General features: G+C 54.5%; 6 protein-coding genes and 7 pseudogenes. 5 read left to right on the top strand and 8 right to left on the bottom strand.

The features are described 5' to 3' along the window. Positions 1-183 precede the first annotated feature (183 nt). A pseudogene (locus tag MLPF_RS06570) lies at positions 184-1027 on the top strand (alpha/beta fold hydrolase). Positions 1028-1034: 7 nt separating this feature from the next. Here the strand turns inward: MLPF_RS06570 and MLPF_RS17290 are convergent. From MLPF_RS17290 to MLPF_RS06540, 5 genes and pseudogenes are all read right to left on the bottom strand, one after another. Beyond that, positions 1035-1985, bottom strand: a pseudogene (locus MLPF_RS17290) (NAD(P)-binding domain-containing protein). A gap of 69 nt (positions 1986-2054) precedes the next feature. Next, positions 2055-3384: pseudogene (locus MLPF_RS06555) on the bottom strand (glucose-6-phosphate dehydrogenase). Between the two features lie 391 nt (positions 3385-3775). Next, positions 3776-3904 carry a hypothetical protein gene (locus MLPF_RS15685; RefSeq protein WP_272946091.1) on the bottom strand — a complete coding sequence of 43 codons (129 nt, stop codon included), beginning with the start codon at positions 3902-3904 and terminating at the stop codon, positions 3776-3778. 725 nt (positions 3905-4629) lie between these two features. Next, positions 4630-4893: pseudogene (locus MLPF_RS06545) on the bottom strand (putative quinol monooxygenase). A 1103-nt stretch (positions 4894-5996) separates the two neighbouring features. After that, positions 5997-6275: a hypothetical protein gene (locus MLPF_RS06540; protein ID WP_236684916.1), complete on the bottom strand. Its 279-nt coding sequence runs from the start codon at positions 6273-6275 to the stop codon at positions 5997-5999. Positions 6276-7713: 1438 nt separating this feature from the next. Between MLPF_RS06540 and MLPF_RS06535 the strand changes: the two genes are divergently transcribed. The 3 genes from MLPF_RS06535 (at position 7714) to MLPF_RS06525 (ending at position 10179) form a co-directional block, all read left to right on the top strand. Beyond that, positions 7714-7857 (top strand): hypothetical protein, encoded by a 144-nt coding sequence (locus MLPF_RS06535; protein WP_156147023.1) that lies wholly within the window; start codon positions 7714-7716, stop codon positions 7855-7857. A gap of 1219 nt (positions 7858-9076) precedes the next feature. Next, positions 9077-9238, top strand: coding sequence for a hypothetical protein (locus MLPF_RS06530; protein ID WP_193386758.1), 162 nt, complete (start codon positions 9077-9079; stop codon positions 9236-9238). A 605-nt stretch (positions 9239-9843) separates the two neighbouring features. After that, entirely contained in the window at positions 9844-10179 is a 336-nt protein-coding gene (locus tag MLPF_RS06525) for a hypothetical protein (protein WP_237817196.1), read from the top strand. A gap of 318 nt (positions 10180-10497) precedes the next feature. Here MLPF_RS06525 and MLPF_RS16215 read toward each other — a convergent pair. From MLPF_RS16215 to MLPF_RS16210, 3 pseudogenes are all read right to left on the bottom strand, one after another. Next, a pseudogene (locus MLPF_RS16215) lies at positions 10498-11621 on the bottom strand (FAD-binding protein); the annotation flags it as partial. Between the two features lie 2 nt (positions 11622-11623). Continuing rightward, positions 11624-12067 (bottom strand): annotated as a pseudogene (locus tag MLPF_RS06510) (VOC family protein). Positions 12068-12256: 189 nt separating this feature from the next. Then, positions 12257-12944: pseudogene (locus MLPF_RS16210) on the bottom strand (TetR/AcrR family transcriptional regulator). A 1875-nt stretch (positions 12945-14819) separates the two neighbouring features. Here MLPF_RS16210 and MLPF_RS17285 point away from each other — a divergent pair. Then, complete coding sequence (locus MLPF_RS17285) at positions 14820-14963, top strand: hypothetical protein (RefSeq protein ID WP_156147021.1); 144 nt, start codon at positions 14820-14822, stop codon at positions 14961-14963. The last annotated feature ends 299 nt before the right edge of the window (positions 14964-15262 follow it).

The raw sequence follows: 15262 nt of genomic DNA, 5'->3' as shown, positions 1-15262 counted from the left end.
TAACACTACCGCCAATTCGCAGTCGGACGTTTGATAAGCATCAAAGAATCGTGTTCGCAAGATTAACGGCATTGCGGCCCACCGCCCGAAGCAGCGAACATGTTCCCCGATTCGATGCCTGGAAACAGGCCCCAAACACGCCCGTAACGGGCGGTTACTCGGTTAGGTAACGTCCCGGAAGCCGTGAGCGCCTTCGCAGTCCCGAAGAGCCAGTTGGCTGCACCGGTGCCGGTGGGATCCATTCTGGTTGCCGACGAATGGAACCACGGCTCCGAGGTCAGCACCAACCGTCCTAATGTTGCACGGTGGGAGACAAAACCTGCTCTCCTGGAAGACCGCCAGCTAGATCCTTGCGAACCAGGGGTATCGTGTCGTCACGATCGACACTCGTGGACACGAGTGACAGCAACAGTACACTGGAAGCCGACTACGCCTTCGAAAGTGTGACCTACTACTTCCTGCGCGTGCTCGATGCGATTCAGTCATCCAGTGGTAGTGGCCGGGACTAGCGTGGGCAGACTCACCGACATCCCGGTTACCGAAAGTACAGATGATCAACGGGTTGTCGGGTTGGTGTTGGTCGACGTAGTGCCGCGTTACGAGAAGAACGGCAACGCCCACATCTGGGATTTCATGTTCAGCCACATCAACGGTTTGACCTCCCTTGACTAGGCAACCGCCGTCTACTGACCGCACCGACGGAAGCCACGCAATCCCGAAGGATTGAAAAACCTGCTCCTGCGCGACAGGCACTAGGCACTTGTACTGGGATCCGATGATGACCAAACCCATGGAGACAACCCGGAGCTGCGCACCGAGAGAATCGAGCAGGCCGCCGTCGACCTGCAAATCCCAGTCCTGTTGATTCGCGGCACACTCTCGGACGTGGGTCAGCTCCGAGGTCGTCCAGGATTTTCTCGCTAAGGTGCTGCGGGCGGAGTTCGTCGAATTATCCAACGCTGAGCATACAGCGACCAATAATCATAATTACGTGTTCACCAACGTCGTCGAAAATCGCCCGTTTTAACCAAGAATTAGGCGGGCTTCTCGTCGTGACCGCCGAACTGTTTGCGCATCGCCGATAACACCTTGGCACCGAACTCAAAAAGTTAACGAAAGACAAATCTAACATAAAAAAGGTCGTAAGCACTGGCTCCGGTACTCCTTCGTCGACCGCCGCTATAACGATCCACCGGCCTTCCCCACTGTCGGACATTCACCCAACAAACTCGCCCAGAGCGGGCAATTCGTGCAGCGTTAACGCAATCATAGCTACCGAGCTCGACGGATTCCACTGCCCCCGTACTCGTACCCGGCAACCGCTGGGATGTTAATTTAATATTGATATAACCCAGGATTTTCCAGATTTTCCAGCGGCGCAGTTTCTGCGTCGCCAGTTTCGAAGCCTTTCTACACGCGAGTACCGATGATGGCGTTGGACCGACATCCCCAGTGCGCTGGGGTAGCCAATCACTCGGCTTGTGCGAGCTCGGTGTCGAACGGCGTACGCGGTGCTGCTTCGACACCCGGCACAGGGGGTAACGAACAGTGGCTCCGGGTGCGCGAAAGCGTAATCTTCACCGCTGATCATAAAACATGTAGCCACACTCCCGGACCCACACCCCACCGCTGGTGGCTCAGGAAAGAAGATTAATCCCATTCTTGGATAAGATCTTTACGTGTTTAATGTCATCGCAGTAACAGGAATTACCGCCGTCAATCACAATGTCATCAGACTCGAGCGTGTCGGCCGGCTCCGTGATCACCGAAGTGGTGATTTCACCCGTGGGTACCATCACCCAGGACTATTCGTGGGGCGCGAAGTTTTCCGCGCAGATCCCCAGCAACGGACACCCCGGCCGTTCCTCGCCCTCACTGGCCATTGCCATAACCGCATCAGTGTTGTGATCGTACACTACAGCACTCATGCCCGTCCTTGACCAAGCGGCGCACATCTTGGTGCCTATCCGGCCCAGGCCGCTCATCGCCAAACTGCATCTTCTTCGGTTTCCTTAACTAGGCTGCAGGCATTCGAGCAGAGAACCAAATTCTTGTCAACTGCGGTGGCCGCGCAGCAACAACTACGCAGCCTCGGTCCCCAGGACCCGCAATGGTTTGGGTAGTTTTACCCGGATTTTCTAGCAGCGAGACCACGCCTCTTCGATGCCGTCTTATCGAACGAAAAGCGGCTAAACACCGATCCACCCGGCGTAGAGAAGCCGTTATAGGGCCGCACCGGTTCACCGAGGTCCGCGGCGAATAAGGAGTCTAGGTGAACGTCGTGCCAAAAGTCGCCCAGTTGGGTGGATAGCTGCAGGCGCATACCCGGATCGGGGATCGATCGCACCACAATCTGGTTGGGTTCAGCTGGTCGGTTTCTGGGCGGGAAAGCCAAACCAGGAACATGGCACAGAAAAGCCACAATTCAGTGATCTTCTCCGACAAGCCCTTTCCCGTGCGCAGGAAAATCAGCACTCCGACCCACCGCCAGTTGTCGATCCCAGTCCGCAGGGCGACGTAAGTCTTGGTTTGAGAATCTTTCTCCACCCCAGCAACGTCGGTATAGCTGCGGTAATAACCATTTACGCAACGCTGCGAGTCCAGCACGAAATCACGCTGAACACCTCTAATCTTCTTGTCGTTCAGGTCATCGGCATTCAATCCCACCGTAGGCTCACTCGCGATCAACGCGAGCACATGTAGCGGATGTTTTTACAACGTCACGCAAAAGTGCCCACCGCGTCGTAGAACTTGCCACGGGACTGCACACCGAAGTCTTCGGCCATGGTGAGGTGGATCTCGAAAACGCTATAGCGGTCCCACAGTTGCACGAACACCTAGTGAGCAAACCACGGTTACTCCCACTCGACAACAGGCTGTTTGCCTAAAAATTTAGTCCACCCACAGGATCGGCTCTTCGTCGAGCGCGGCGCGCAGCCAAATATTAAGTCCCCCAGGCCCAACCTGGGTCGTGACCAAACGGCGTTTCCACCACAATACATGCCCAGCGTAGCAGCCCTACGTTCGCGAGATTCTCCATAATCGGCGCAAACAAGGACGACTACATTGCCAATGCAATGTAGTGCATCGGTCAGTAGTCCGATCCGATCAACTCGGCCAGCGAGTCATCGAGTTAGCTATCGGTAACATCACTATGCGGGTAGTCTAGCCGGCCCGCAGTCTATCAAACACCACGCAGTCTAACGTCTCACCGGAGTCGCTTATATCCTCCCCTATACACTCGACTAACTGCCCGATTGGCATGTCATCAATGGCCACAACCAAAATTGGACAATCCAGCAAACCGCAGAACTCGAACCGATACAACGCTCGGAAAGTCATTTTGCGGGCCAGTGCATCGGTAATTCCAAATATCACTAGCAGGTCTGAATAACTACCACCGTCTTCGGCCCAGGTCGCACCTGACGAAAGTCACCCAAGCGGCTCACATGAAAATCACTACCTGCAGTGACCGAGCTGAACCCTACTAGACATTGCCTATAGGCCCGACAACTTGGTGACCAAGATGCGTTGGTGCGGCCTTGCCGTGGTGGGCCTGATGTGTATCAATTGTCACAGTGACGGATTCATGATAGCAACGTCCACTACGCGCTCGGTCAAGACAAAGCGAAAGCAGTACAAATAAATTCGGGCGCTAATCGGTAGCCGTACTAAACTCTTCTGGTGACTAGCATTTGGCTGCGGCCAAAGCGGCTGCTGACCTCGATTTGACTTGAAAACCCTCCGAGTGGGATTCGGCCAGCCACTGATGCAGTCAGGACCGGATTTCGCTGGCCGTGTAGGCACGTCGTTTCCGTTGATCGCGCAGGACCAGCGCGCTGCTAGCGACGACGCCGGCAACACCGGCCAGCCCGATCAACTTCCAAACGCTACGCCTGTCCATAGGCTATCTGCGCTTATCGTGCTGGTGTGAAATCGAACACGCTCGCCCTGGATAAAGCACTCAACGAAAACCAGGCCGACGATCTCTGACTATTTCGGGAGCGTTCGCGGGCCGACTGTGCCATCCAGACATTGACGAATAGTCCGATGAACCACCGTAAGCATAGCGGCTGCCATTGACGACTGGCCGCCACTGATCGACATGTCAAACTAGGCGACAAACTCTTCGACATGCGGACCGGAACCAACCACCGCGTCGTTCAGCTTGACTATCTGAGGCAAGCCGTCTTACAGCAAACCCGGCAATGCTGGCTGCGTCAGTTGACGCCATATGCCAGCCGTAAACAAAAGAATGCACCACTACATACGTGTGATCGCATGGAGGAACGACACCGCGTTTAGACCGCCGTACGGTTGACCGGCCGCTGACTGCGCTGCTGTGTCCCGACTCTCAATGACTGTACTCGGTTACTAGTTTTGCTGGACAGGAAGATTCAGGAGAAGACGCAGCGGCTACCAGGACCAACGGCGCACAATAAGTCTAGAAGTCTAGAGACAGCGTACTGGGTGAACACCTAATTAGAACATAAGATTGCTTGTCACGGAGAAGGACTTGACCTGGTTCGACCCGGGCTCGTTTTGGAGCGATTATGCACTTCCGTTGGAAACAAGTTATTGGCTGGGTGACGAAATCGCGGTTTTCAACAGTGAATCGACCATCACCGGCTAGTCGAGCGACATCTCCCCCATCGCCGACCATCCCGTCGCCTCGATCATCTGGCTGATGATCCTGGGGGTCGAAGTCATGACCTGCAGCAACTCGCGCATAGCCTGCCTGAAGTGGTCGCTGTTGACATGGATGGGCCCACATCCATTGTCACGGAAGACATCCACCAGAACGTATTCTGCCGAGTTGTCCAGTCTGCGGGACCATCCGAACTACAGACTGCCCGCTTCGACACAAGTGGCAGCGATGAACGACGCAACCAAATCAGGCCAGCGTTCGCTCCACTCAGGTCTGGTCTAAAACTTAACGACGATGAAGATCATTGCCAGCCCACGTTATGCTCGCACCTTCCGTTTCTCCCGCTTATGGGATTATCTTTGCGAGAAGAGCCAGAGTACTTGGTTACCAGGTCAAATCCTGTACCGGACAGTGTGCGTGTGTCGCATTTTTCTCCACCTTAAGCAAATTTGTCGTGACAACACATCTATCGGTTATCTATACACACACATAAAAACCAAAATTATACACCCAAAAATAGGATCTAAGGCGCCATAAGAACTTTTGTTATCAATCTGTAATTAGATAGGCAAAACCGATAATCATGATCCAAGTCATAAAAAAATATCTGCTCGGTAGATCAGATCACGACATCGGATGGGAAGGTAAAACGCCATCCTCCTGGCCGGGCAATATCGGCGGGATACACGTGATGAGTAACCTGGGCTTGTTAGGTGTCCCTGCCACCGATAGACACGCCACCGTGTTCACAGCCGAATAAAGCAGCTCCTCCAGGAAAAGTCAGCACCGTATAGCGACCATTCCAGTCGATCACCAAGAAATTGGGATAAGTTCCATACTAAATACCCCGTTGCAACAAAGCGGTTTACACATTACCGGTATTGAATCTACTTCCAAAATATCGACCGGTCAGTTGCGACATTCGATATCCACGAAACTGAACTCTAAAAGTCGATCGTTGCGGGAGAATTTTCATCCGGAACTATAGAGGATTTCAGGGGTATTATTGATCAAAAACTATAGCGCAGCGAGAGCAGTCACATAACCGAAAAATAACAATGCTCTAGTTATAGGAAATGAAATTTTGCTTCAGATGTTGCAATGAATTATACAATTGATTTTGCTATAATTATAGTGAAATAATCACACAAGGGAATAAAAGGGTGAAACAAATTTAATTCCAGGGTATATAGCAAAGGTTGCTAATTAATTGTACCGTACCTCCAGGGCCCCCAGTGTACGACTAACGTGTCCGAACGACCGCCGGCATGATTGGGCTGTGACCAGTTTTTAGAGGCCCCCCTAGGTGCGGCGGTGTATTGGGATCCCACACAAACAACGCACCCGATCACTCTGCCTCTTCCGGCAACACGTTGCGTGCAGTCTCCTCGGCCCGATAGACGACCGCCATAGGATCCTCACCAGTCACTTCGGCAACGTGCTTGACGAGCATCCCGCACAGGCCGTTGTAACCCGCAATGACGCCCTCACTGCCGATCCGCCTGAGATACTCGTTGATCTTGGCACTCGCGGCGTCTCGGTCCGCTTTGAAGAACGTCTTCACAATGTCGATCGCCGCGAGGGTGACAACCCGCTGGGCTTCGGTCCACCGAGGTTCTGTGCTCACGTCAAGGAAGTGTTCCATAGAAAGCCGACAATTGGCTTACTGTACAGGTAAAGCCGTCAGCAGCTAGCCAGCGTCGACGACCGCTCAAACACTGGCTAAACCACGTCTTCACCTGTTGAACCGAAAGTTCACCTTGATCAGTTGCCGGTTTGAGCCATACTGGGCTGGGTCTGAAAATCGTCCACCCCGACGACCCAGCCGCACCTGGTTTCGTTCACCCACGGTCACGGCACAAAGTTAGCCGACGAGCCTGCAGGCCTAGGACGGTAGGGAGCAACAGTCACACCCGATATAGCGCCCACCATGCGAAACCGCCCGGTTGACTGGTTCAAGAGTGTGCATTATGCACCACTGTAACTTCTGAGCTGCCGTGGTTTGGGTGGCTTCGCCCTGTCGTGGGCACTGCACACCAGTTACTTTTTGCTGCAATTCACCACCGGCAAGAGCGTCGGTACGCCGCGTGAACTCAGATCGCTGGGGTGTGTGACTGGGGTGTGTGAGCAGTAAACGATTATCTCGGCCAGATCGAATAGGGAAGATCCTGAATTCCTCATCCTTTCCCTCCCTACTGGGGTGACAGTAGAACCAGAAGCCCTCGAGGCAGCCGCCGGTGACCTACAGAGGGGATCACTGCGCAGCTGAGTAACAACTAATGCCGAGGTATGCCGCCACAACAACCAGTCTTGTTCCTGCGGTCACCGAACGAGGTATCAACGCGATGCGCCATAGCACGCAGTGCCAGCTCTGCCAGGCAATCGCCGCTCAGGCCGAAATAATCCAAAATAATCCATAAGCAGGGCACCAACCCCCTTGCCGCTGGCGCGGATTTCTAATGACGACACCAAAGCCACCAACGTCCGGGCAGCAGCGGGTGTGGCCGACTGGAATAACGTACCACAAATTCCACTAGACGACACCGTCCCGCAGCGATTAAGTGGACGATAACGCCCCTTATTTCCTAATGGAGGAGGAAACTCTGCAACGTTCCTAACGTCCACAGCTACCAGGACATGAGCGATATGTTCGCGACGGAATTTAAGAAATATCCAGAGGGCGAAAGTCTACATATAACTGACTGTCCAGTCGCTAGGCCCCTGGACCAGAGCCATATGAAATTGCGCAGGATTTGCCAGCCAAACAGGTGGATGACGTATAATCAAAGGATTCATACTTGAGTTGAGTCATGGTAGTCGACGGCCCGGGATCAGACTAGGCTCTTGTTTTTGTCAACCAGGATAATTCGCAACAGATTATAATGGCCACGACATCGGCGGCGGAGCCAGCACCCGAGGATGTCGGTGGGATAGCTTGATATTCGGCGTGACTACGGCGCGTTCGGGAAAGATAACACCATATTGGCCACTAAGTCCGAAGACGGTTTGCTTTAGTGGTGTGTGTTATTGGGTGGGTACGTTTGGTTGGTTGAGGTAAGTGGGTGGTGTATGTGGTTGCCGCCTTGGAGTTGCGCGTTGGTGATCGGGGTCGGCTGGAGTGGTTGACGAGGGCGTCGTGTGTGCTGGTGGGGCAAGTGACGCGGGCGTGGATTGGGTTGGTGGTGTCCGGTGGGGTGGCTAAATACTGATATCCTGGTTCGGGCACGCCGGGGACGGGATGTGCTTCGGTGCTTGTAAGAGATGTTGGTGGGTACGGGTGAATCGCTCGTTTATCTGGGTGTGACGCATTGGGCGGCGCGGTTGATGGCTGATCGGCTGGGGATCGCATTCGCCTCGGTCGCGTGGATTTGGCGTAAATAGGGGCATCCAGCCGCATCGTGTGGAGACTGTCAAGTTCCCGGGCGGGAGGCCAGACTGTGTGATGTGGTCGGGCTCTACCTGGATCTATGTGCGCTACGCAGCCTTGATGATTGAACGTGAAGGTGAGAGATCTTCGCCGCCGGTCCTGTCGCAGCAAGAACGGTGAAGCGGTAGCAGCCTGGCCTGGGTGACGCCGGGGAGGGTGGGAACCGTCCTAGGTCCTGCCTGGGTGCTGTGCGGCCAACACGCTTGATCGGGTTGGGTTCATCGTCGGTCGATCGGGTCAGAGGCGGGGTCACCGTAGTACTTTGAGCCGGGGAAAGGCCCGTGCGCGTGGAGAAAGGATGGCAGCGGGTTGGAGGAAGGAAAAGATGCTGTACTGTCGACGACACGCCGGTGATTGTCGGCGCTCTTGATCAACCGGCCCGGTTGGGGCCTTGGTGACGGGTATCGTAGATACAGTCAAACTTCATCGTGGGGCTGCGGTCGATCGTGGCTGGCAAGTTCGATGACCTGTTCAATCTCGTGTGTGATCCCGCGACGTTGTTGGTGGTGTTTGACCCGGTCACAGGCGACCATGGGGGCGAATAACTGCTGGCGTGGGGACTAGACCGTCGCCCACGGCGAAGAAATCGTCGGGGTAGCGGGTTTTGACCACCTGCGGACTGGTTGAAGGACGGTTCGTTGCGACCGCTGCTGGTGCGGAAACGTAAGATTCCCGAATCCGGAGGTTGGGAAACTGTGAAAGCTCGGTACATCGGCTATCGCGGATCGAATCGTTCAGGATACGTTGAAGCTGGTGCTGGGTCCTGTCTTCGAGACCGATTTCGCGCCAGTCCCCCTGGGTTCCACCCCAAGCGGCGATCTCAGGACGCGATCGCCGAGCTTGACCAATACAGCACTCAAGGCTATCGATGGGTGCTGTATTGCCAGACATCGAGGTGCGCCGTGACTTCAGCTCACATTCCGCTCTTGCTGGAGCGGAATGTGATTGCAAGTCAAGGATAAACACGTACTGGTCCTGGTGAAGACGTTTTTCAGGCTGGTGTGCTCACCAAGTCTGGTGAGCACGAGAACACTCACACCGAAACGGCTCAGGGCGATATCTTGTCGTCGTTGCTGACCAACATCGCCTTGTCTGCGCTCGATGAACATCTGATGCGGGCCATGGAAGCCGGGCGGCTCGATGTCAACTGCTTACCTGTGTAGTCGGTGGCTCATCCAAAGGCCTGCCGAGGACAACACAATCAAACACGCTGAAGCCCTGCAAATGAAATCGACTCGGTGCTTACGTCTTTGGGTCTGCAGTTGTCGGCTGCAAAGACACAGATCATGCATCTCGGTAACGGTGTGGACTTTCGCAGCTGACACACCGGGTGAAAACGCAAGAACAGAACGACCAAGTGGCATGTCTAGACTTCTATCGCCGACCGGACACAACGGTGTGTGCAAGCCAAGATCCGTGCCCTGACGAACAGGAAATCACAGCGCAATCCGGTGGTGTGCTGGCACACGATCAAACCAGATCCTGCGCAGGTGGACCAACTACGTCCGGTCCATGGCCTGCAAACACACCCTTAGCCGCCGGTGCCACTTCGCGTGGTAACGGGTCATTCGATGGTTTCGAGCACGGTATCGCTGGAGGTGGAAAGACATTCATCGTCGGTTCACCACCTCCGAAGAACGGTGAAAACCGATTGAGGCAAAAGAGAGCACCCGGTTGAACCCGGCCGCGGTACCAGACCGGTACCACTACCGAAGCACCACGATCCTCATCCCTTGGACCAGCGTCCCACCTCCTAACAGCAATAACCGTGGAGAGCCTGGTGGGCAAAGACGCGTGCACCAGGGTCGGCAAGCAGTCTGGGAAACGGATCGAAAGTATCCGCGGCACCACGCCCAGGCTCACTCAACCCGCGGCGGTGGTTGTGCTCAACGTCAACAATGAAGCCCCAGATCCAAGCAGCTGGATCGCACCCAAGCCGGATTGGGCTACTACCTTCAAACTCGCCACCAAAACACACCCACACATCCAGTTGCGCGTCATCTGCGACAACTACGCCACCCACAAACCCCCAGCAGCCGGACCTGGCCAGACAATAACCAGCAAGCCAGACTGCACTTTACACCGACAAGCTGCTCACGGCTGAGATATAACCGAAATCTTTTTCACCACCACCGGCCACAACACGTTCACCGATGTCAACAACCTCGAAACCGCAATCCCCACCTACAGCAATAGCTACAACAAACACACCACACCGTTCACCGAAACCAAAACCAAACCACAGACACCCCCCCCCACACAATCACACGCTACAACAATCACCAACACACAACACGAGCCGGCGTATCAGACCTGCACGGGCAGTGCCGACATTCCGCGCATTGCCACGTTAGGCTTATAGACCAATTCACCGGCCAGCTGTACCTGTGGGAAACGCGCACTGATTGCAGATAATGTGACGGTCGCTGCCGAACGCGGCGTAGGTGTTGTAGCGATCGAGTGCCACGATCAGGTTGCCCTGCAGGATATCGAGTGCGACCCCTATTTCGGTGATGCCCTCCCAACCGTCAATCAGCGGGAACCAATGGCATCGTGAGATGCCTCCAGATGCACTTCGTCGACGATCAAAAGCGCGACGCTATCTGGCTGATCCATGATCAATCCGACAATCCTGAAATGGCAGGAGTCTTCGGCGACGAACCGCTATCCTAGCTTGTTGACGATGATCCCGATGAGCAGAATCGACGGTGAGCGGAGCCGTCATAAAAAATCCGTCCATGTGCAGGGTGACCTCGCCGGCTGATACGCCCATCCGGATGCCCCAGTCCGTCGTCGTAGACGTTGCCGAGCACGAATAACTTCTCGGCCAATTTTGAGGTGTATTTAGCCACCATTCTCCGGATTCATCACTAATCGCCCAACGGCGATGACGACCACCGTCACCTTGACCGCACCGGATTCCACGAACCGCTTCCACATCACGCCGTTCAGACGGGCCTCTAGCCCGCACCGTTCACAATAAGCACAGTGACACCGGTCGTAGCACACCGGCACACCCAGGCTTACGGCCCGCTTGAGCAGCAGGTCGACCACCATTGCTGGCTCCGCCGATGTCGTCAGGTACGGGAACCTTGTGCCTCCGCTGCAACCGCCATCTAGCGGAATGGTCAGACCTTTTCGCTACTAGCGTACATCAATCCCTCGGTGTTAGGCTGGATCACCGCCTTCCCCGGGAAGTATACTGCGTTCGAACTGAAAACTCAGTTCTTCAAACCAATTGAAGTGCTCCACACTGCCAGCGCAGTAAACATGCACCTTAACGTAGTCTGGTTGTGGTGACAACGCGACCAAGCACTTGTACCTCTCCTCAGGTGAGGCGGGATGACCAGTCACCTGCTGGACCCGCAGTTCAGCCGCCTAGGTATGAAGTGCCCACCAGCAAATGCAATGGTACCGCCCGCCATGGCGGAGCGCTCGAGCACCACCACCAGCACCGACAGCCGCACACCCGCCACCAATACCGAAGCCGATTACCACTACATCGATGTCATCTGAACAGGACGCCACGGTGTCTACGTTGACCATGGCTAGAAGTTCGTAGTCCACCGCTGTTCTTGCGTTATATAGTCGTAGAAAAACGGAATTGCTGTTGGGATATAAACGATCTCAATGAACGGCACTCTCGCCTAGGGCTTTGACATAGGCGAACTGGATTGCACCAGGCATCACGCCCTGCTGCACCACTTCATTCACTGCGTCAAAAAATCGAGGCTCTCAACTTCGGTGCAGATGTGGTACAAACCGGATCCACGACCACACAAAATTCACTATAGATGCTCTTACCCCGGACTCGACGTGATCAGCTCTAACTGCATGTTCCTGAGATAACTCAGCGAGATGCTCACCACAAAATCTGTGGATTTGCTGCAGTAATTACAGGTATCCGAAGCAAAATACCCATCGGGAATCCGCATCCACTTGCGAACGCCTAACAGGCCGGTAGGTGCCGTTTCCGTGACGTCCAAGTCCAGGAAATAACCCGCGCGATCGGTGTTCGACGACTAAACCGGAAAAATGCACCGTCTCGCGGGATAGCCCAGCCTGCTGGCCAGCAGAAAGGCGCAGCAGACTTGAGAACAACTTTGCCACTCTAAGCAGCAGGGGGTCGGAGAAAATCTAATGAACACATTCCAAATTCGTTCTATTAGTAGCGAGTAGCGCTACCCCCAATGTTGGGTCAGCACACTCACCAACAGCCGCATCTGGATGTCACACCCTACCTCCGGTTCGGTCAGGGTGTTGGCACCGTACTGTTCGAAGACCTCCAGGTTGGTCGCATCTACCACGCCTGACCACAGCAAAAAGCACTTAAACGATGACATGATCATCGCCGGGCAATCCGAACACGTGACGAATCCATTCGAAGTTCGATGACATCGTTTGCGGGACTAGGTCATTGGTCAACCTGATCTCCCCGGTGGCCATACTGGCGGCGACTGCGTCGAAAAAGCTGCACCACACAGGTGTCGACTCCGACGTTCTTCTCCGCTGGAGCGCAATATCCCGATACCGGGCTGCCTTAAAGCAAGGCCCAACGAGCGAGGGGTGCTGGTCCCTTGCTGCAACACTCGCACGATGGCGATCATCTGGTCAGTCCACTGATCGGTTACCACATAACAAACCTGCTCCAAGGTGTCCGGCCAGTTCGGAATAGGCGTCGACAAGCAGCAAGATCACCTACTCATCACGGCTTGACACATAGCAGTATCCTGCCGAGGAAACCATGCTCAGATCGCGAACTATTGCACGTAGAAACAAGGCAGCTGCACCGCTATCGATCAGCTGCCGACAATCCAGTTCGACAATTTGCGCTTCGACGTGCTCCCTCGAGTCCTGCCGTTTACCCACGCAGCCAGTCTGACACAACCGAGATCACCAATCTAATGCATTCCGTTCAACACTGTGGCAGCGTAATCAATATCGAAATTCCTGTTTTCGCATATAGTAATCTGATTGTATAGCAAGACTATCGAGAGATATACACAATGTCCACGCGACATACAGAGCAGAACCGCGCCACGCGGGCCGCTAACACGGTAATCCCGTTAACTGGACGAACTGGGAATCAGCATCGCCGGGATCAGTGAGGTGGCCGATGCCACCGAACCCGGACTGTTGAAGCACTATTCGGCTGGGTAGTATTGATAGGCTAAGGGGGTAGGTCACCAGATTGACGCTGGAATCAACCGACGAGCAGTTGCATGATGCCGCACCCTTGATTCCGGTGTGTTCACGTTCGCCCTTCTCGGCGATAAGCGTTAAAGGGGATTAGAGATCATTCCAAGATCCTGGCGAACCTATTCTGAAGGTGGATTGTCACGACACCGCTTCGGGGCAAATCCCCAGACACTGTTAAAAATCCCGACAATTTGCCCCTGACCACAGGTATACCGCCCTCCGAATCGGGTTTCTGACTCTGGATGCTGTGGGCCAGCGTGAACCACCAGTTGTTGACGCTCGCCACGGTTCCACAAGTCTAACCGGTGATAACACAAAATGGTGGATCGTTTGTCCAGGCTGAAACACCACGATTGGATTTTACTCCAGTCGACGCTCACAAGACAAAATATTGCTTGCTATCGCATTAATCGTCAAGAACTATCGCCTCATAATCGGTAATTAACTGATTCAATGGCCACGGTCGTGTTGCTGGGCGTGTTGTCCCGGAATGTCGCAAGATGGTCGATGAAATTGTGGTTCCGGTCAGTTATCACTCCCCCACCACGGCAGTGTTCGGCAGTGAATGCGATTTTTTTAGATTCGGATCGACGTAACCCAAGGTGCAGATGCAGTTGTCCTGGCGGATTTCCGTGCCCGAGAAATCAACGTGGAGTCCACGTTGGCCACTGTCGATGGCGGATTAGGCACGAATGTCATGACGGCGCCCGGCGCAGCGAATGCGCGCATAATCAGACAGCACACCATGGATTCCAGATCCTTTGGAGCCGACGCGACTGCCGACCATAAGTTGAAGTTACGTCGTAATCTCTCCTTAAAAGCGCGTTTCACATCGGCCACCCTGTTTTAGTCATCACCTCTGGCTGGCGGTAATGCTAACGGGACATAGCCAGCGGGGCGGAGTTTTCGGCCTGAGCAGTACTGCGCGACGCCCAGCCCGGCGGTCCTAAGACGTGGCCCAACCGATCACGCAGGCGCGTCGCCGATCGCCAATCACGGACAATCGCCACATAATCGCGGGCCTGCAAGGTTCACACGTTGAATGTGTCGACTTGTTTGGTTAGGCCGTAGTGCGGGGTGAAACAGCTCCGGCTGAAAAATACCGAACAACCGGTCCCAGAGGATACAGATACCACCGTAGTTCTTGTCGAAGTACAAATCCTTGCCATCCCATGGTGTAACGGTGCGTTGAAGATGAATCCAAAGGCCCGCGGTAGTCTGTCGATCCCGCTCGGTATGTACCCAGAACTGATAGATCAAGTTCAGCGACCAGCCGAAGAACACCACCTAAGGGGAAGCCCCAACAGGAGCAACCAAATCCGCATCAAACCTCGCCGCTGTTGTTCCACTTCTGGCGCAATTACAATGGCGAAGTTGAAGTATTCGCTCGAGTCGTGGTCCTGATACGTAGCCCGGATCAGCCGAACCCGATGGGCGATGCGGTGGTATATAATATAGAAGATCAACTCCGAGTATCGCGATGACCCAAGCGTACCATTGGGATGCCGGTATATGCCAAAGCGGCAGATACGCATGCATCGCCGCATGACCAAACAGGCCAGGGCTCTCCAGCCGGTGGTAGCGGCGATAGAGACCAACCCCATCGAGGTACTTGTCACCGAATCGGGGGTGCTATGCGCGTCAGCAGGTGGTTACGGCGTGTGGGAATTTTCAGGAACGGCAGTTTAGACCCATTCCAGTTTGCGGGCCGCCATACCCTCAATGAATTAACAGCAATAAAAAAATGCAATGGCAAACAACACCGGATCCCGTATCTGCGGAAGCAACCCGGACCAGAAATCAGCCAACATACTCACATCAAAAAGACTACGATCCCAGCCTGCAACAAGTAAGCCTCTGATGATATCGGCCTGGCCGGCACATGCATTTTTGTCGGTTGCATGGTACGTCTGTTAATGGCGGCGAGAAACCACAGGGCTACCTACTGGATATCGCGGTGGGGTTTGGTGCTGGAAGCGGCAGACAAC

It is taken from the genome of Mycobacterium lepromatosis (assembly GCF_000975265.2).
Lineage (GTDB): Bacteria > Actinomycetota > Actinomycetes > Mycobacteriales > Mycobacteriaceae > Mycobacterium > Mycobacterium lepromatosis.
This window is presented reverse-complemented; position numbering and strand designations above follow the sequence as displayed.